15 protein-coding genes are annotated in these 17,509 nt (G+C 71.9%); 8 read left to right on the plus strand and 7 right to left on the minus strand.

The features are described from left to right. Positions 1–232: 232 nt before the first annotated feature. A complete protein-coding gene (locus tag ABZ833_RS21895; protein ID WP_361049090.1) occupies positions 233–2,221 on the plus strand; it encodes a hypothetical protein in 1,989 nt (662 codons plus the stop codon). Positions 2,222–2,266: 45 nt separating this feature from the next. On the opposite strand, the gene ABZ833_RS21900 is transcribed toward ABZ833_RS21895, so the two are convergent. After that, the gene (locus ABZ833_RS21900; RefSeq protein ID WP_361049657.1) at positions 2,267–3,541 is read right to left on the minus strand and encodes an ABC transporter substrate-binding protein; all 1,275 of its coding nucleotides are present in this window, start codon (positions 3,539–3,541) and stop codon (positions 2,267–2,269) included. A gap of 117 nt (positions 3,542–3,658) precedes the next feature. Between ABZ833_RS21900 and ABZ833_RS21905 the strand changes: the two genes are divergently transcribed. Then, a complete protein-coding gene (locus ABZ833_RS21905; protein ID WP_249589288.1) occupies positions 3,659–4,162 on the plus strand; it encodes a hypothetical protein in 504 nt (167 codons plus the stop codon). Positions 4,163–4,259: 97 nt separating this feature from the next. Then, positions 4,260–5,144, plus strand: a complete 885-nt coding sequence (purU, locus tag ABZ833_RS21910; RefSeq protein ID WP_361049092.1) for a formyltetrahydrofolate deformylase — start codon at positions 4,260–4,262, stop codon at positions 5,142–5,144. Positions 5,145–5,213: 69 nt separating this feature from the next. On the opposite strand, the gene ABZ833_RS21915 is transcribed toward purU, so the two are convergent. Then, complete coding sequence (locus ABZ833_RS21915) at positions 5,214–6,530, minus strand: MDMPI N domain containing protein (RefSeq protein WP_361049094.1); 1,317 nt, start codon at positions 6,528–6,530, stop codon at positions 5,214–5,216. Beyond that, the gene (locus ABZ833_RS21920) at positions 6,527–7,129 is read right to left on the minus strand and encodes a sigma-70 family RNA polymerase sigma factor (protein ID WP_361049096.1); all 603 of its coding nucleotides are present in this window, start codon (positions 7,127–7,129) and stop codon (positions 6,527–6,529) included. The genes ABZ833_RS21915 and ABZ833_RS21920 overlap by 4 nt, the downstream gene beginning before the upstream one ends. Before the next feature lie 282 nt (positions 7,130–7,411). Between ABZ833_RS21920 and ABZ833_RS21925 the strand changes: the two genes are divergently transcribed. Beyond that, positions 7,412–7,786 (plus strand): STAS domain-containing protein, encoded by a 375-nt coding sequence (locus tag ABZ833_RS21925; protein ID WP_249589292.1) that lies wholly within the window; start codon positions 7,412–7,414, stop codon positions 7,784–7,786. Positions 7,787–7,839: 53 nt separating this feature from the next. Here the strand turns inward: ABZ833_RS21925 and ABZ833_RS21930 are convergent, their stop codons facing one another. The 3 genes from ABZ833_RS21930 to ABZ833_RS21940 form a co-directional block, all read right to left on the minus strand. Next, a complete protein-coding gene (locus ABZ833_RS21930) occupies positions 7,840–10,110 on the minus strand; it encodes an ABC transporter permease (protein WP_361049098.1) in 2,271 nt (756 codons plus the stop codon). Then, positions 10,107–10,802: an ABC transporter ATP-binding protein gene (locus ABZ833_RS21935; RefSeq protein WP_361049100.1), complete on the minus strand. Its 696-nt coding sequence runs from the start codon at positions 10,800–10,802 to the stop codon at positions 10,107–10,109. Before ABZ833_RS21935 ends, ABZ833_RS21930 begins: the two co-directional genes overlap by 4 nt. Positions 10,803–10,887: 85 nt before the next feature. After that, positions 10,888–11,337, minus strand: coding sequence for a hypothetical protein (locus ABZ833_RS21940; protein ID WP_249589295.1), 450 nt, complete (start codon positions 11,335–11,337; stop codon positions 10,888–10,890). A gap of 424 nt (positions 11,338–11,761) precedes the next feature. On the opposite strand from ABZ833_RS21940, the gene ABZ833_RS21945 reads away from it, so the two are divergent. Next, positions 11,762–12,274: an EF-hand domain-containing protein gene (locus ABZ833_RS21945; protein WP_361049102.1), complete on the plus strand. Its 513-nt coding sequence runs from the start codon at positions 11,762–11,764 to the stop codon at positions 12,272–12,274. Between the two features lie 13 nt (positions 12,275–12,287). Here ABZ833_RS21945 and ABZ833_RS21950 read toward each other — a convergent pair whose 3' ends face one another. Next, a complete protein-coding gene (locus tag ABZ833_RS21950) occupies positions 12,288–13,865 on the minus strand; it encodes an AMP-binding protein (protein ID WP_361049104.1) in 1,578 nt (525 codons plus the stop codon). A 163-nt stretch (positions 13,866–14,028) separates the two neighbouring features. Here ABZ833_RS21950 and ABZ833_RS21955 point away from each other — a divergent pair, with 163 nt between their 5' ends. From ABZ833_RS21955 to ABZ833_RS21965, 3 genes are all read left to right on the plus strand, one after another. Beyond that, complete coding sequence (locus ABZ833_RS21955; RefSeq protein WP_361049106.1) at positions 14,029–15,198, plus strand: acyl-CoA dehydrogenase family protein; 1,170 nt, start codon at positions 14,029–14,031, stop codon at positions 15,196–15,198. Positions 15,199–15,206: 8 nt separating this feature from the next. Then, positions 15,207–16,082, plus strand: a complete 876-nt coding sequence (locus tag ABZ833_RS21960) for an acyl-CoA dehydrogenase family protein (protein ID WP_361049108.1) — start codon at positions 15,207–15,209, stop codon at positions 16,080–16,082. A gap of 499 nt (positions 16,083–16,581) precedes the next feature. Then, positions 16,582–17,109 (plus strand): ATP-binding protein, encoded by a 528-nt coding sequence (locus ABZ833_RS21965; protein WP_361049110.1) that lies wholly within the window; start codon positions 16,582–16,584, stop codon positions 17,107–17,109. Positions 17,110–17,509: the final 400 nt, after the last annotated feature.

Consider the following 17,509-nt stretch of genomic DNA (forward strand, 5'->3'; position numbering starts at 1 on the left):
TGTGTGTCGCGCACCGGTGAACGTGGCCCGTCCCCGCCCTTTCCGTACCGTGAACAGCCAACTCCCGTACGCGATCGGTCCTTCCCGGTGACGTAATCAGCGTTTCGCGGAGAGCTTTTGTTACTTCCGCGATTGAAGCGGCGACGGAGGTTTGAGCTGCGTGGCAGACGGCTGTGGCGACCCGGTAGCGTGAGCCGACGGTTCCGTAGGTCCCCCATTCGTAGGAGTCCCGGTGACGCAGCAGAGCGGGCAGGGCGCCGCTTCCTCCGATCCGCATCCCGCGGACCGGCACGCGCACGAAGGCATCGTGCTGCCTGCCGACGGAAGCGAGCCCTTGATGCCCGGCACCACCGGCGACCACGTGGCCCCCGCGGGCGGCAGCCCCTGGGGCCAGCCGTGGGGCCCGGCCCCCGCGGACCCGCAGCCCGGCTCCGGCCAGGCGTGGGACTCCGCCGCGGGCCAGCAGCAGTCGTACGGCGCGGGCACCCCGCTGCCCGCCGAGGGCACGCAGCAGCAGGGCTATGGCTATCCGCAGGACGCTTCTTACGGGGGCCAGCCCTCGGGCGCCGCGTACGGAGGTCAGGCGGACGCGTACGGGGCCTCGTACGGGACGCAGCAGGGCGCGGGCGACCCGTACGCGCAGCAGCAGCCCCAGGGCGGGCCGTACGCGGGCCAGCCTCAGGGCGGGCCGTACGCGGGTGGTCAGCACGCGGGGCACGCTCAGGGCGGTCAGCACGCGGGGCAGCCCGCCGCAGACGGGTCCTACGCGGGACCGGGCGCGGGCGGGGCCCACGCGGGGCAGCCCGCGGGTGGAGCGCACGCGAGACAGCAGGCGGGCGGAGCCCATGCCGGGCAGCCCGCCGACGCCGCGTACCCCGGGCAGCAGGGGCAGCAGGGGCAGCAAGGACACCCCGGACAGGCTGGGCAGCCGTTTCCGCAGGCCGGTCAGGCGGGGCAGCTTCCGCCCGCCGCGCAGGCAGGGCAGCTCCCTCCGGCCGCGCAGGCCGGTCAGCTTCCCCCCGGCGGTTCCGGTGGGGGCGCGCCGCTGCCGCCCGTCGCAGGGGGCCTCGCGCCGCTGCCGCCCGTCGCAGGGGGCCTCGCGCCGCTGCCGCCCGCCGCCCCGGGTGACGCGGACGCGACGCAGTACATACCCGCGATGCCCGGCGCAGGCGCGGGCGTCGACGAAGGCGCCACGCAGTACATACCTCCCGTGGCCCCCGGAGCCCTGCCGCCCGAGGCGCCCGCAGGGGATTCCACGCAGTTCCTGGGACGCTCGCCCATGCCGGGCGCGCCCATGCCCCCGGCGGCCGGTTCCGACAACGAGCCCACGCAGTTCATCGCCCCCGTGCCTGCCGAGCCCGGCACGGCACCCTTCGGGATACGGCCCGGCGCCCCGGGCGACCGGCAGCCGCCCGCCGAGTTCGACAGTCTCTTCCGTACCGAGCAGCCGGAGCCCGAAGGCCCCGCCTCGACCCAGCAGATGCCCCGCTTCGAGCCGCCGCAGACCGCCGCCCACGGCCACGGCCACGGCGACGGTGGGGGCAGGGCCGCGCGCCGTGCCGCTGCCGCCGCTCCCGCGCCGCGCGGCGGGGGACGCACCGGGTCGAAGGTGCCGATCTTCGTGGCGGCCGGTGTCGCCATCGCCGTGATCGGCGTCGGGGCCGGAGCCCTGCTCAGCGGCGGCGGCGGTGACGAGGAGAAGGACAGCCCCCAGACCGTCTCCGAGTCCGCACCCGCCGACGAGAAGCCCTCGCCCTCCGTCGACCCCGCCGAGGAGCAGGCCGTCGCCCTGGACAAGCTCCTCGCCGACAGCAACAACAGCCGTGACTCGGTGATCGGCGCCGTACGCAACGTCGGCAAGTGCGCCAACCTCAGCCAGTCGGCCACCGATCTGCGCAACGCGGCCAAGCAGCGCAACGGCCTGGTCACGCGCCTCTCGCAGCTCTCCGTGGACAAGCTGCCCGCCAACGCCCAGCTGACCGCTTCCCTCACCAAGGCCTGGAAGGCGTCCGCCGCGGCCGACAACCACTACGCCGCGTGGGCGGGGCAGGTCGCGGGCAAGAAGGGCTGCAAGAAGGGCCACGCGCGCACGACACCGCAGGCGGTCGCCGCGAACAAGTCGAGCGGTGAGGCGACCACGGCCAAGCAGGAAGCGGCCGGGCTGTGGAACGCCATCGCCAAGCAGTACGGCCTCACCACGCGCGACAAGTCGCAGCTGTAGGGCGGGCGCGGGCCGCGCGCGGGCCGCTCGGGGTCCGGGTGCGGGTTACCGCACCCGTTCCAGGGTCTTCGACACGTTCACGAACCCCTTGCGGGCCGGTGCCAGGCGGCCGTCGCGCACCGTCTGGAACGTGACGTTCGCGTTGACCAGGCGCGGGAAGTCGCTCGCCGCGAGCATGTCCTTGAAGCGCCAGCTCAGGGTGGGAGTGAGTCCGCCCGTCTGGACCTTGAGCCCCTGGTCCAGTGCCCGTCGCAGCGTCCGCGCCGAGACCTCGCCGCCGTCGAGCGACTCGACGGCCTGCCTCAGGACGGTGTAGGCGATCCACGTCGTCTGCACGCCCGCGTCCGTCGGGTCGATCCGGTTGTCGCCGAAGGCCTGCTGCCGGATGGCCTCGCGCATCTCGTCCCAGCGGGCGTCGCTCGCCGCCGGGTACCAGCCGGTGATGTAGGCGCCTTCGTACGGTCCGTTGCCGCCGCCCGTGCGGTCGATGAGGGACTGGTCGACGCTGCCGAGGACGGAGGAGATCTTCGCGGGCGGGTACGCGTCCTCGGTGCGCCGGTAGGAGTCGTAGAACGTGTCCGTGCGCTCGCCGAGCGCCGCGGTCACGCAGCCGCCGGTGCCCGCGCGCTCCAGTGCCTGCTCGGCCTGGGACGTGAAGTCGGTGCCGTCCTCGGACGCCCGTATGTCGGAGGAGGGCTTGCGGTGGCCCTCGGCGAGGCCCGCGTCCAGGAGCTTGGGGAGATCGTCGCCGGCGATGGTGTCGGGGCGTACGAGGGAGACGCGCTCGCAGCGGGCGGCGAGCTGGCGGCCGTTGCCCGCCATGAGCGCCGGTTCGCCGCCGTTGACGGGGTACGACAGGGGGCTGCTGAACTCCTCGTCGGTGACGCCGTATCCGCCGATGTAGGGGATTCCGGCGACCTGGAGGGGCGAGAGGAAGGACTGGCCGTGCTGGCTGTAGGAGCCGACGACGGCCGAGACCTCCAGGTCGACCGCCTTGCGGGCGCAGTCGGCGGCGCCCACCGGGTCGTTGTGGTCGTTGCAGGTGATGACCTTGAGCTTGTGGCCGTCGAGCCCGCCGTTCGCGTTGACCCAGCGCGCGTAGGCCTGCGCCATCGCGGGGATGCCGGGCTTGTTGGTCGCCTTGGTCTTCTCGGGGGCCCAGGTCATGACGGTCACGGGGTCCTCCCTGGATCCCCCCGTGGATCCAGGGATGACCCCGCACGCGGTGGTCAAGGACGCACACGCCGCCACCAGGGCGGTCGCGGTGAGGGATGCGGTCTTGGAGGGGCGGGGGAGCAAGGTGCGTCGCGAGACGGGCATGGTCATGCACGATTCCGCCGCAGTGCCAACCATGGAGTGACGTGCTCTCAACGCATGGTGACAAGAAGGTGAATGGCAGGGGCCGATTCGGCTCCGCGAAAGGGGAACGTACGATCGATGACCGTGCAAGGTTCGGAGAACTCTTCCCGTCGTGGCCGTCGCTCAAGCACCATGGGCGGCATGCCAACGAACGACATGCCATGGTGGCGCTGGCGCAGCAACGTGCGCTCGGCGCTGCACATGCTCTCCGACCCGGGGTTCCAGCGTGAGTGCTGGCTCGCCGGGCGCGACGAGTACGGGGACGTGACCGACGCCGTGTACCGCCTCGTCGAGGACACGTGGCTCGACAACTGGTCCGCCGAGAAGTACGTGGGGACGATCTTCCGCGACGAGGAGGAGGCGGCCCTGGTCGACGCGGCGGTGCTGCGGGTCTTGCGGATCATGCACGAGGTGGGGCCGGACGCGTTGGTGTCCGCCTATCTTGATCACCCGGGGTGGCCGGAGGCGGTCAGGGCGGCGCGGGACGCGCATGTCCGCCTGGCGGCGAGCGACGGGGAGGAGCCTGACGTGCCGCCGCGGACGCTGGAGGTCCTTCGGATCATGACGCGGGCCGGGAGCTGAGCACACCTGCGGGTCGGTGGGGGCTGGTCGCGCAGCTCCCCGCGCCCCTTATAGGGGCCGCTCCGCGGCGGGTGCCGGTTGTGGGAACCTTGGCTGCATGAATGAGCCGTCCGTCGCCGCGTCCGCCGACCCCGCTGAGCAGTACGTCCTCACCCTCTCCTGCCCGGACAAGCAGGGCATCGTGCACGCCGTGTCGAGTTATCTCTTCATGACCGGGTGCAACATCGAGGACAGCCAGCAGTTCGGCGACCACGACACCGGGCTCTTCTTCATGCGGGTCCACTTCTCGGCGGAGCCGCCGGTGACGGTGGAGAAGCTGCGCGCGAGCTTCGCGGCGATCGGCGACTCCTTCCACATGGACTGGCAGCTGAACCGCGCCGACGACAAGATGCGCGTCGTCCTGCTCGTGTCGAAGTTCGGGCACTGCCTGAACGACCTGCTGTTCCGCTCGCGGATCGGCGCGCTGCCGGTCGAGATCGCGGCGGTCGTCTCGAACCACACGGACTTCGCCGAGCTGGTCGCCTCGTACGACATCCCCTTCCACCACATCCCGGTGACCAAGGACAACAAGGCGGCGGCCGAGGCGCAGTTCCTGGAGCTCGTGCGCGCGGAGAACGTGGAGCTCGTCGTTCTCGCCCGCTATATGCAGGTGCTCTCGGACGACCTCTGCAAGCAGCTCAGCGGCCGGATCATCAACATCCACCACTCCTTCCTGCCGAGCTTCAAGGGCGCGAAGCCGTACCACCAGGCGCATGCGCGTGGTGTGAAGCTGATCGGCGCGACCGCGCACTATGTGACGGCGGATCTCGACGAGGGGCCGATCATCGAGCAGGAGGTCGAGCGGGTCGGCCACGACGTCACGCCGAACCAGCTGGTGGCGATCGGCCGTGACGTGGAGTGCCAGGCGCTGGCGCGGGCCGTGAAGTGGCATGCGGAGCGCAGGATTCTGCTCAACGGGCGACGTACGGTCGTCTTCGCCTGACCTCGGGGTGGGCCAGGTGGGCCTGACCTCGGGGTGCCCAGCCTCGGGGTGGGCCGCCTTGCGCGAAGGTCACATCCTGCTCAGTGACGCCGCCGCGAACAGTACGTCCCTGATCGCCTCGCGGTCGCCGACCTGGCCCGCTGCCGCCTCCTCCGGCGACACGTGGCCCGCGGCCAGGCGGCAGAACTCGACGCCGTCCAGTGCGACATGGGCCACCTCACGGTCCGCCGACGCGCTCGCGCCGGGGGAGTCGAGCGGGATGAACCACTCGCCGCCGCCCATGCCCTCGACCTCGAGGCGCAGGCTCCGGCCAGGAGCGCCCGCCGCCACCAGACCGCGCGACGGGGCGGCGCGCCCCGAACGGCGGCGCTCGGCGAGCGTGCCGGGGAGCAGCCGGGCGGCGAGGTCGATCATGCGGTGCAGATGGCGCGGGGACGGCGGCTCGTAGGGATAGTCCACCGCCTCCGCGATGTCGCCCGCGTGGATCCAGCACTCGAAGGCGCGGTCCACCATCGAGTCCCGCAGCGGCAGCTCGACGCGGCGGCCCTGGTCGTCCGGGGCGCTGTACGGGACGGTGAGGCCGCCCGAGCCGGAGCCGTACGCACCGCCCGCCGTGAAGGACACCGTGCGGATCAGCTCGTGGGTCTGCTCGCGCCAGGGGCCGCGCACCGCGCGGGTGGGCGGGAAGTACGAAGCGCGCCAGTACGCCTCGGTGCGGTGGCCCGGGTCGGTCTGCGGCGGTGCCTCCCTGCCCAGCGGGTCGTCGAGGCCGAGGGCAAGGGCGACCAGGCCGTCGACGGCGAGGAGATGGGCGATCACTCCGGCCACCGTCGTCTTGCGGCTGACCGGGTTGTCCTCGTCGAACCAGCGCAGGCGCACCGGGGCGTGCCACTCCGACTCGCCGATGTCCCGGAGCAGGGCGTCGAGCCGCGCGGTCTCCGCGTCGTACGAAACGGCCCACTCGGGCACCGGGATGCGCGGCGGGCGCCGGCCGAGGCAGCTCTCGATGACGCGGTTGCGCAGGCCCGGGTCGAGGTCGAGGCTCTCCTCCTGATGCAGCAGGCCCACCGCGTCGCGCAGCCGCAGGGCCTCTTCCGCGCAGGGGCCGCAGTGGCCCAGGTGCTCCTCGACGGCGATGGCTTCGTCGACCGAGCAGGCGGCGAGCGCCCAGGCCCCGAGGAGGGACTTCAGGACGCGGTGGTCGAGCGCGAAGGGAGGATCCGGCAAGGGGTTGCCGGTGTCCTCTATGGAGGTGCGTGGCATCGGTATGCGAGGCGGCCGACGGGCGTCCTTCTGCTCGCCCCGGTCCTGCGCGCCGTCGCCGTCGCCTTCGTTCTCGGGGCGGTCCGGTTCCTCGAACGGTTCTTGCCGGTCGGGCCCCTTCACAGCGCTCTCCCGTAACCGGGGTGCGGGCGGCCCGGCGAGGGGTGCGGTTCCGCCGGTCCCGCCGCGTCGTTCGCCGTGGAGAGCAGCTGCAGGCCCAGGCGCAGGCGGCGCCGCGCCTCGTCCTCCGTCACGCCGAGGTCGGCGGCCGTCTGGCGGTAGTCGCGCCGCTGGAAGTAGGCGAGCTCAAGGGCGGCGCGCAGCGGGGCGGGCATGGCCGTGACGATGTAGTCAGCGCGGGCGGCGGCGGAGGCGCGGCGCACCTTGCGCTCCAGGTCCTCCATGGTGCCCTCGCCGCCGCGGGCCAGGGCGGCGGACTCGGTCTGGCGCAGCCGCCGGACGGCCTGCTGGTGGGTGAGCGTGGCGACCCAGGAGCGCAGGGGGCCCTGCTTGGGGTCGTACGCGTCGGGGTTCTCCCAGATGTGGGCGAAGACCTCGCGGGTGATCCGGTCGGCGGCGTCCTCGTCGCCGAGCACGCGGTGGGCGAGGCCGTGCACGAGCGAGGCGAAGCGGTCGTACAGCTCCCCGAGCGCGGCCGCCTCCCCGTGTGCGAGGCGCTGCTGCATGCGGCGGTCCCAGCGACGCGGCGCGTCCTTCGCCATGCGGCCCCCTCTGCGCGTGCCGTTCCTTGCTCGTCCCGACCGACGCGTGCCCGAACTGCGCGTCCCGATCGAAACCCTCCATCGAATGTAGTCGCCACCACCGACAACGCACTCCCTTTACGGCAAAGTGCGCCAGCACCTGGCCTCGGATGATAGGGACAGGCGTTCCTGGTGTTTCATGGAGAACAGGTGGGGCAGCCGCGAACCTAGGAAGCGTAGGGAAGGCTTCCGCATCGGCGAGCTACGACGAGCGAGCGGTATCAGCGAGCGAGAGGCGTGCGAGTGACGCTGCAGGTGGCCGTGGACGAGCAGGACGGCTGGGCCGTCCTGCGGGTGTCCGGCGAGATGGACCTCGTGACCTCGCCCGTCGTGCGCCAGCGCGTGCACGACGCGGTGGCCGACGGCCGCCACAGCCTTGTCCTCGACCTCTCGGACGTGCTCTTCTGCGACTCCAGCGGCGTCGGCGTGCTCATCGCGACGCGGCGCCTCTTCCGCTCCTGCCAGGGACGCCTGCGCCTGATACTGCCCGCCAAGGGCGCCGAGGACGGCTCCCACGTGAACCGCGTCCTTGCGGCCCTCGGCGTACGCAGGCTCTTCGAGGTCTTCCCGGACGTGGCGGCGGCGGTGGACGACGAGGCGGTCCCGCTCTCCGCGTGACCCCGCCCCGCGCACGTACCCCGTGAAGCGCCACCCCGTGACGCACCCACGGCTCAGTCCCGCCGGATCAGCTCCGGGTCGATGCGCCGCCCCACCAGCGGCAGCGTCCCCAGGACCGCGAGGACGAGCACCCCGGCCATGGCCGCCACCAGCAGCGGCACCCCGGCCCCGTCCCAGAAGATCTCGCCGCCGCCGGTGACCAGATAGGCGGACTCCGCGAGCTTCCCCGCGACGAGCGCGAGCACCAGGCCCACGGCCAGCGGAAGCACCACCTGCGTGCACTGCACGAGGCGCAGGGTGCGGGCCCGCGCGCCGATCAAGGAGAGCGCGGTGACCTGGGGGCGGCGCTCCACGGCGCGGTCGGTGACGGAGACGAGGAACGCCGCGACGCCGATGACCAGGCCCATCACCATGCCGAGCGCGAGCAGCGTCTCGATGACGGTGATCTGCTGGAGCCCGTCGATGTTGATGCCCGCGGGGTCGACCTCCGCGGTGGGCGCGACGGCGCCGATGCGGTCGAGGACGTCGCGCACGGTGCCGGGATCCGAGCTGCTCACCAGGACGAGCGTGGCCGCGGCGGGCACGGCGTGCGCGGGGAGCTCGGAGGGCGGCACGAGGAGGCCGGGGCTCGGCAGGTTGGTGACGTCGTACCCGTCGAACAGGACGGCGGCCTCGGGCACATCGACCTTCAGGGAGGTGCGCTTGGCGCCCTGCTTCATCACGTACGTCGAGGTCTTGAGGGGCGACTCGGACACGTTCGGGTCCTGGAGCCGCAGGACCTTGCCCTCCTCGCAGCCCGCCGAGTGCTCGACAAGACGGGCGAGCTGGGCGCAGGTGGCGACCAGGGCGGGGGCCTGCCAGTCGCCGCCCTCCTTGGTCGGGTCGGTGTGCGGGTCCATCACGATCGCGTCCGCCCGCACCCCGGGAATGTCCCGAAGCTTCCCCTGCTGGTCCGCGCTCAGCTGCGAGAGCCGCAGGCCGTACTCCTGCACGGGCGAGTCGGACCGGGTGATCTGCTGCTCCTCCACCAGCACGCCCTGCGCGAGCGACGCCGAGAACACGAGGAGCACGAGTCCCGTGACGACACGCATCGCGCTGCCCGGCTCGACCTCGTTGCGCCGCATGGCCAGGCTCAGGGCCAGATGCCCGGAGTGGGCCAGGCGCCTGGCGATGCCGTACGAGAGCAGCGGCATGACCGTCACCAGGCCGAGCCCGGTGAGCAGCACCCCGCCGGGCACCAGGAGGGAGTTGATGCCGGTGCTCTGCGCGGGGTTGTCGGTGAGGCCGGTCGCGCAGTAGCCGATGACGATGCCGAGCCCGGTGACGAGCATCAGGCCGCCCCAGACGCGGGGTGCGCGCGGGGCCGCGGTGCGCCGGGTGCTCAGCGGGTTGGTGGCCGCGGCGCGGGCGCTCGCCCGGCCCACGAACCAGGAGAGCGCGGTGCAGCCGATCAGGCAGACGGCGATCGTGGACGCGGAGAGCGCTCCGTCCGCCGGGTACCACTTGAGGCCGGGAAGCCCGGTCCTCGCCATGATCTGGTTCAGGAGCCAGAACTCGGCGAGACCGAGCAGCGCCCCCAGGAACGCGGCGACGACGGTCTCGGCGGCGTTCACGCGCTGCGTGCCCTTGGCGCTCAGACCCAGCAGGCGCAGGGCCGCGAGGCGCCGGTTGCGGCTCGCGGCGGAGAGCTTGGCGCAGACCGAGAGGAAGACGCCGAGCGGCAGCAGCACGAGGGCGGCGAGGGTGAAGCGCAGGATGTCGAGGGTGGACTTCTCGACGGCGGTGGTGGGCGGGTGCTCGGAGCCGAAGCTCTTCAACGCACGTGCGTCGTCGCCGAGTTGGTCCCGGGTGGCGCCGACGTAGGCGTACAGCTCGTTCGGGTCGGTCAGGCCCGAGGGGCCGATCAGGCCCTTCTCCTCGCCGGGGAGCAGCCCCTTGAGGCCGGGCTCGCGGCGGAGCTGGTCGTGCAGCGCGGGGGAGACGAACACCTCCCCGGGAGCGGGCAGTTCGCCAAGGCCGGGCGGCGGCTGCACGCTGTCGGCGTCCTTGCCCCGGGCGACGAAGACGCGGCTGAACGGCTTCGAGCCGTGCGGGTCGGAGCGCTCGAGGACGAGGGTGGGCTGCCCGGACCTCTTGCCGGCGTGGACCTGCGGGTCGCGGTCGGCGGCCCGGCCGTCGTGCGCGCCCAGGATCGAGGGGATCGTCAGGACGAGCGCGAGGCAGCACACCCCGAGGGAGCCGCCGAGGGTCATCAGGAGGAAACGTACGCGGGTGCCGCGCCCGGAGCCGAAGAGGAGCCGCAGGCCGAGCAGGAACTCGCTCATGCGGACGCGCCCTTCGCGGTGAGGACGCCGTCGGCCATCGTGTAGTTGCGGTCGGCCTGGGCGGCGACGTTCGCGTCGTGCGTGACCAGGAGGACGGCGGTGCCCTGCGAGCGGGCGAGGCCGAGGAACTCCTTGAGGACGGTGGCGGCGTTGGCGCTGTCCAGGGACCCGGTCGGCTCGTCGGCGAAGACGACGGCAGGGCGGTGCACCAGGGCCCGCGCCACGGCGACGCGCTGGCTCTGCCCGCCGGACACCTGCGAGGGCCGCCGCTCGCGCAGGTCGGCGATCCCGAGCCGGTCAAGGACCTCGGCCGCGGCCTTGAGCGCGGGGCGCTTGCGCTGTCCCGCCAGGCGCAGCGGCAGCGCGGTGTTCTCCTCGATGGTCAGTTCGGGGAGCAGCTCGCCGTACTGGAAGACGAAGCCGAAGCGCTCGCGGCGCAGCGCGCTGATGCCCTCGTCGTCGAGCTCGCCGTACGCCTGCCCCTCGAACCGCACCTCGCCGCGCGCGGCCGGCAGCACACCGGCGAGGCAGTACAGGAGCGAGGACTTCCCGGAGCCGCTGGCCCCGGTGATCGCCGCGACCTCGCCGCGCGCCAGGGTCAGATGGGCGTCGCGGACGGCGGGAGTGGAGCCGTAGGAGAGGTCGACTCCCGTGGCGCTGAGGACTTCTGACGTACTGATCGCTTCCCCCAAGAAGGCGAAGGGCCCGGGGCGGGGGCCCGGGCCCGGCGTGCATGCGTGGCAGCTGGTCAGGGCTGCCGCTTCGTGCCGGTGGTGACTATCGCTTGTAGTGCTTGGTCACCGAGCAGTTGTCCGGGTGGAAGGAGCCCCGGTCACGGCAGGCGCGTATCCAGGCGTCGCTGGTGTAGCGGGCGGCGCCGTCGTACACGAGCTTGTCCTTGTGGACGGTCCGCTTCTGCTTGCCGTTGAACCGGTTCCAGTCGTACCCCTCGACCTTCACCTGCACGTAGACGTTGTGGCCGTCGCCGGCGGAGGTGTCCTGCAGGTCGCCCTTCCAGTGGAAGGCACCGTGGTTGGCGCCGGGTGCCTCGAACTTGTAGTAGCCGTTCTTGAACTTGACGCCGCTGCTCGACAGCGTCGGGATCTTGTGCCACGAGGCGGTCGCCTCGACATCCCCGTTGCCCCCGCTCGCGGTGGCGAAAGCGGTCCCCGCACCCGTCAGAAAGAGCCCTGCCGCGAGGGCGCCGACGGCCAGCTTCCGATTCATTTGTGTTCTCCCGTTTTTGTTGGTCGCCCCTTGTTTGATCAAGGGAGGCAGGAACGTAACACCCCCGTACGACAGGACCAGTTGAGATTTCGCGCGCACGGACTGTCGGGTGCGGCTCACTGTGTGTTCGCTTTGCGCGTACGTAAATGATCTTTGACCCGATCATGACACTCAGGAGGTTTGGATCACGGAGCGCAGTCGCGTGAAAGCGCAGACATCTACGGTGCGTGAGGAGAGGTCAAGGGAGACCCAAAAGATCACCAAGGATCGGCTCCTGGTACAACCTCTCTTGTTCCGGTCTTGGCACAAGCGTCGGCTTCCCGCCTCCGGGCGGTCGCCGAACACGTACGCTCGCTGCCAGAGACACCCAGGGAACCCCCTGTGCACACGCACCCAACCGCAGAAGTGAGGCGGCCCGAACACCATGGACAGTGCCGAGTACGAGCGTAAGATCGCGGCCCGTTTCGTCACCTTCGACCAGGATGGCAACGGCTACATCTCCCGTGAGGACTTCAGCACGGCGGCCGCCGCCCTGCTCACCGAGTTCGGCGCGACGGCACGCTCCGAGAAGGGGCAGGCCCTCTACATCGGGGCCGAGGCCTTCTGGCAGGGCATGGCCGGGATCGCCGACCGTGACGGCGACCAGCGGATCACCAAGCCGGAGTTCGTGGGCGGCGCGGTGAAGCGGCTGCGGGACAACCCGGCCCGGTTCGCCGAGATCGCGCGGCCGTTCCTGGACGCCGTGATCGCCGTCGCGGACGGCGACGGCGACGGATCGGTCAGCCCGCAGGAGGTCGAGCGCGCGCTCAAGGCCCTCGGCGTCCCCGCGGACATCGCGAGCGCCGCGGGCGGCTCGCTCGACACCGACGGGGACGGGCGGGTCACGGAGGAGGAGATCGTCGCGGCGTTCGCGGCGTACTTCACCGTTCCCGAGTGAGCACGTCCGTGCGCTAGCCCTGTGTGAATCGCTCCCGCAGCTTGTACTTGAGCACCTTGCGCAGCGTCTCGTTGCGGGGGAGGGCCTCCACCAGCTCCAGTTGCTCCGGCAGCTTGTGGGTGGAGAGTCCTTCCCCGCGCAGATACGCGGTCACGGCCTTGAGCGTCAGGGTGTCGTGGGCCCCCGGCCGCTGCTCGATCACCGCGCAGACCCGCTCTCCCCGTTCGGGGTCGGGCAGGCCGATCACCGCCGCGTCCCCCACGGCCGGATGCCGGTGGAGCAGGTCCTCGATCTCCTTCGCGGAGATGTTCTCGCCCTTGCGGATGATGATGTCCTTGGCCCGGCCGGTCAGGACCAGATGGCCCGTCGTCCGTACGTGCCCCAGGTCCCCCGTGATCAGGAAGCCGTCCGCGTCGAAGACCCCCGCACTCTGTCTGGGGTCCAAGTACCCCTGGCAGACCGCCTCCCCGCGCAGCCGCACCTCGCCGTCGACCCCGGCGGGCACCTCCTTGCCCTCGGCGTCCGTGACCCGGATCTCCATGCCCTCCGGCGGCAGCCCCTCCGTCGTCGCCAGGTTCTCGGCGGTGTCGTCCGGCGCGCCCATGGTGATCATCGGCACCTCGGTCATGCCGTAGCCGTGGGTGAGCTGGCAGCCCATTTCGCGTACGACCGCGTGATAGATCTCCGGCGGCTTCGGCGCCCCGCCGCCCGCGAGGAGGCGCAGGGTGGGGATGACTTTCTCGCCGGGCGCCAGCTTGCGCTGCTCGGCGAGGAACATCGAGTAGAACGCGGTCGACCCGCCCGCCACCGTCACGCCGTGCCGCCGGTAGCCCTCCAGCGCGTCCGGCAGCGCGAACTGCTCGAACATCACCGCGGGGAAGCCGTACAGGAGCAGCATCACCGTGTAGTCGGGGCCCGCGATGTGCGCGAAGGGGAACGCCATCGAGCCGACGTCGTCCGCCGAGAGGTGCAGCGCGTGCGCGAGGCAGGAGCCGCCCGCGATCAGTGAACGGTCCGTGTGCAGCACGCCCTTGGGGTCGGACGTCGTGCCCGACGTCCAGTAGATCCAGCGCACGGAAGTGCCCTCCGAGGGCGGCGCGGGCAGCACGGAAGGATCGCCGTCCGGCAGATCGTCGTAGGCGTACGCCTCGAAGACGCCCCGTGTGCCCAGCCGTTCGGCCATCTCCGCGTGGTCGAAGCCGCGCCACACCCCCGGCACGGCGAAGAACTCCGCCTTCGACTCCCGCAGCGCGAAGCCGACTTCGCGGTCGCGGTAGAAGGGGATGACCGGTGACTGGACCGCGCCGATGCGGGCGAGCGCGAAGGAGAGCAGGGCGGTCTCGATGCGGGTGGGCAGCTGCCAGGCCACGACGGTGCCGGGGCGCACGCCCATCCCGTGGAGCCCGGCGGCCACGCGCTCGCAGCGGTCGCGCAGTTCGCCGAAGGTCAGCGTCCTGTCGTCGGCGGCGTCGGGCGCGGCCTGGATGAGGACGGGCGCGTCGGGGGTGAGCGCGGCGCGGCGCTCGATGAGCTCCCAGAGGGTGCGGGACGCTCCCAGCTCGTACGCGGTCTCGTTCTCCGAGGTCCTCATGCGATCCCCTCTGGACGGCCCTGAACTGACGGATAGTCAGATCGTGCCGAGAGCGTAAGCCTCACCGCCTTGTCGGTCCAGAGGTGCGGGGATAGCCTGCTGCCACCTGACGGGCCATCAGGTAATCCCGGAAGGGCCGGAGAGACGACCGGAGGAGACGGACGTGGACCTCACGTACACGCAGGAGGAGGAAGCCTTCCGGGCCGGGCTTCGTGAGTGGCTGGCCCGGACGCTGCCCCAACTCCCGCCTCGCCCCGACCCGTTGGACTGGCCGGGGCGCCGCGCGTACGACATGGGGTGGCAGCGCAGGCTGTACGACGCCGGGTACGCGGGGCTGCACTGGCCCGTCGACGCGGGCGGGCGGGGAGCCACCCCCACCCAGCACCTCATCTTCCTGGAGGAGACGGAGAAGGCGGGCGCGCCCTACGTGGGGGCGAACTTCGTCGGCCTCCTGCACGCGGGGCCGACCATCGCGTCCGAGGGGACGGCCGAGCAGCGCGCACGGTGGCTGCCGCCGGTCCTGCGCGGCGACGAGGTGTGGTGCCAGGGGTTCAGCGAGCCGGACGCGGGCTCCGACCTCGCGTCGCTGCGCACGCGCGCGTGGCGCGACGGCGACGACTACGTGGTGAGCGGCTCCAAGATCTGGACCTCGCACGCCGAGGTGGCCGACTGGTGCGAGCTGCTCGTGCGGACGACCCCGGTGAGCGATGACGTGCCCAAGCACCGCGGCATCTCGTGGCTCGCGATGCCGATGGACGCCCCGGGGATCACGGTCCGTCCACTGCGCACGCTCGCGGGATCGACCGAGTTCGCCGAGGTGTTCCTCGACGAGGTGCGGGTGCCGGTCGCCAACCGCGTCGGCGCGGAGGACGACGGCTGGCGCGTGACGATGGTGACGCTGTCGTACGAGCGCGGGACGGCCTTCGTGGGGGAGGTCGTCGCCTGCCGGCGGGTCCTGGGTGATCTCGCGCGCGAGGCCCGCAAGAACGGGCGCTGGGGCGACGCGGTGCTGCGGCGCAGGCTCGGCAGGCTGAGCGCCGAGTTCGGGGCGCTGTGGCGGCTCACGCAGTGGAACGTCAGCGAGTCGCAGCGGGCGGGGAGCGGGGTGCCGGGGGTCGGCGGGTCCGTCTTCAAGCTGCGGTACTCGCACGCCCGCCAGGAGCTCTACGAGGCCGCGGGCGAGGTCCTCGGGCCCGCGGGCGCGCTCGACCTGGGCCACGAGTGGACCCTGGACCGGCTCTCCTCGCTCTCGTACACGATCGCCGCAGGGACCTCGCAGATCCAGCAGAACATCGTGGCCGAGCGGATGCTCGGCCTCCCGAAGGGGCGGTGAGGGGGCGCATGGACTTCCAACTGACCGAGGACCAGCGGGCGTTGCGGGACGGGGTGCGGGAGATCCTGGAAGGGCGGTTCGACGCGGCCGCCCTGCGGGGCGCGGCGGACTCCGGGGCTCCTTCGCTGGACCGGGCCCTGTGGCGTGAGCTCGGGGACGCCGGGTTCTTCTCGCTGCGGGTGCCGGAGGCGGAGGGCGGGGTCGGACTGGGGCTTCCGGAGGCCGTGTTGGCCTTCGAGGAGGCGGGGCGTGCGCTGCTTACCGGGCCGCTGGTGGCGACGTTCCTCGCGGCGGGGGATGTCGCGGGCGCGGCACAGGGGGCGACCGTGGTGACGGCCGCCTCGGGTGGGCTCGTGCCCTGGCTCGAGGAGGCGGACGTGGTGCGGGGGGATGTGTCCGGGGCTGTTCCGCTGCGGTCCGTCGATCCGCTGACGCCGCTCCATCGGGTGCCCGGCGACGGCGGTGAGGGCGGGGCGGCGGACGCGGAGGGTGACCTGCTGATCGCCGCCGAGCAGCTCGGCAGCGCCGGGAAGACCTGCGAGACGGCCGTCCGGTATGCCCGAGAACGTACGCAATTCGGGCAGGCCATCGGGGCCTTCCAGGCCGTCAAGCACCTCTGCGCGCAGATGCTCGTCCGGGCTGAGGTCGCCCGCGCCGCCGTGTACGCCGCGTCCGTCACCGGTGACGGAGGGGAGATCACGGGCGCCAAGCTGCTCGCCGACGAGGCGGCGGTGCGCAACGCGCGGGACTGTCTTCAGGTGCACGGCGGGATGGGGTTCACCTGGGAAGCCGATGTGCACCTGCATCTGAAGCGGGCCTGGGTGCGGGCGGGACTCGGGCGGTCGGCGGCTCGCGCGGAGGAGGAGCTGGCTGCGGCGCTGTGAGCTGGTGGGGCTCGGTGGAGCTTGGTGGGGTCTGTGGGGCCGCTGGGGCCCTTGGGGCGGGGGGATTGCCCTGGGGCGGATGTGCGGAGAGTGATCGACTTGCCGGGTCCCCGAAGTGGGGGGAGGCTACTGAGCGTCGATATCGGGTTGTGTCCTAGGCGTGACTCGTCACGGCATGGAGTCGGGCTTCCGCTCCGGTACCTTGTGTGAGATGCGAGTGGTTCTGAGGTCGAGCCATGCCGGTGTTGCCACTGAGGCGGCGCCGGGCCCGGCAATGCGTGCCGTTCGCAGTGCAGGAGGGGGCTGTATGCCCGCCTGTTCGACCCCCCGCAGCGCGCGTCGCACAGTATGCCGCACGCGTACTCCTTCGCGCTGGAATATGCCTGAAGCGCTTGTTGGGGTGACTGAACGTCAACCATGCTGTCTCTCAAGGGGATCACGTTCCGTGACCCTGTGGAGTCGCGAGGCGATGTGTCCGCCGGTTCGGATGGTGTGAGCGGTGCAGGTGCTTCAAGTTCAGCTGGAGGTCAGGCCTGACCCCGCAGAGGTGGGGCGGGCCCGAAGGTGGGCGCGTTCGCGGCTCGCCTGTTCCGGGATAGGGGTCGATGAGCCACTGGCCGAGACGCTGATCCTGTTGATCTCGGAGCTGGTCACCAACGCGGTGGTGCACACGGGCTGTCCGGCTGTCCTGCGCATGCGGCTCCCGGACGCCCCCGACGTCACAGGGAAGGCCGCGGGTGCGTCGAGCGCCTCAGGCGCTGCGGGAGCCGCGGGAGCGGGCCCCGGGACGGTCCGTGTCGAGGTCGCCGATGCCAGCGCATGTCCGCCGAAGCAACGGCACGCGGACGGTGACGCGACCAACGGCCGGGGCCTCGAACTCGTCGACGGCCTCGCCGATCGCTGGGGCTGGCAGACCGAGGGCGCGGGAAAGAGCATCTGGTGCGAGGTTGACCGGTGCGATCCGGGAGTCTCGGCGGTCGCGTTCGAGGGCACGACGTACGAAGACGTCGCGTACGAAGCGGTCTGACGCGGCGGTCTGAACGCGGCGGCCTGACGCAGCGGCCTGACGCAGCGGTCCGAGCGTCACTTGACCGCGGTGGGCGCCCGCATGCGCCGTCACATGCCACGATGCGCGGCCGTGCGCGGTCGGAACAAAAGCGGCATAATTCATTAATCACCGGACGGGTGTTGACGTACCGTGTCCGATTGATCACGCTTGTGTGCAGCGATTCGCCGCGAGGGGACGTCGAGGGACGGTGGTCTGTGGCCTGGGGCCGTGGCCCGGTCCTCGACGAGATGTGGGTCGCCAGTCGGCGCCGGTCCCTTCGTGGCCGTGGAAGGCAGGACTTGCGCGCCGGAGCCGGATGGCGGCGCGTGCGGCAACGCGCTCGGGGCGGGAGCCGGGGCGCCGCCATCCCAGGGCTCAC

Source organism: Streptomyces sp. NPDC047525, assembly GCF_040643025.1.
GTDB classification, from domain to species: Bacteria; Actinomycetota; Actinomycetes; order Streptomycetales; family Streptomycetaceae; genus Streptomyces; species Streptomyces durmitorensis.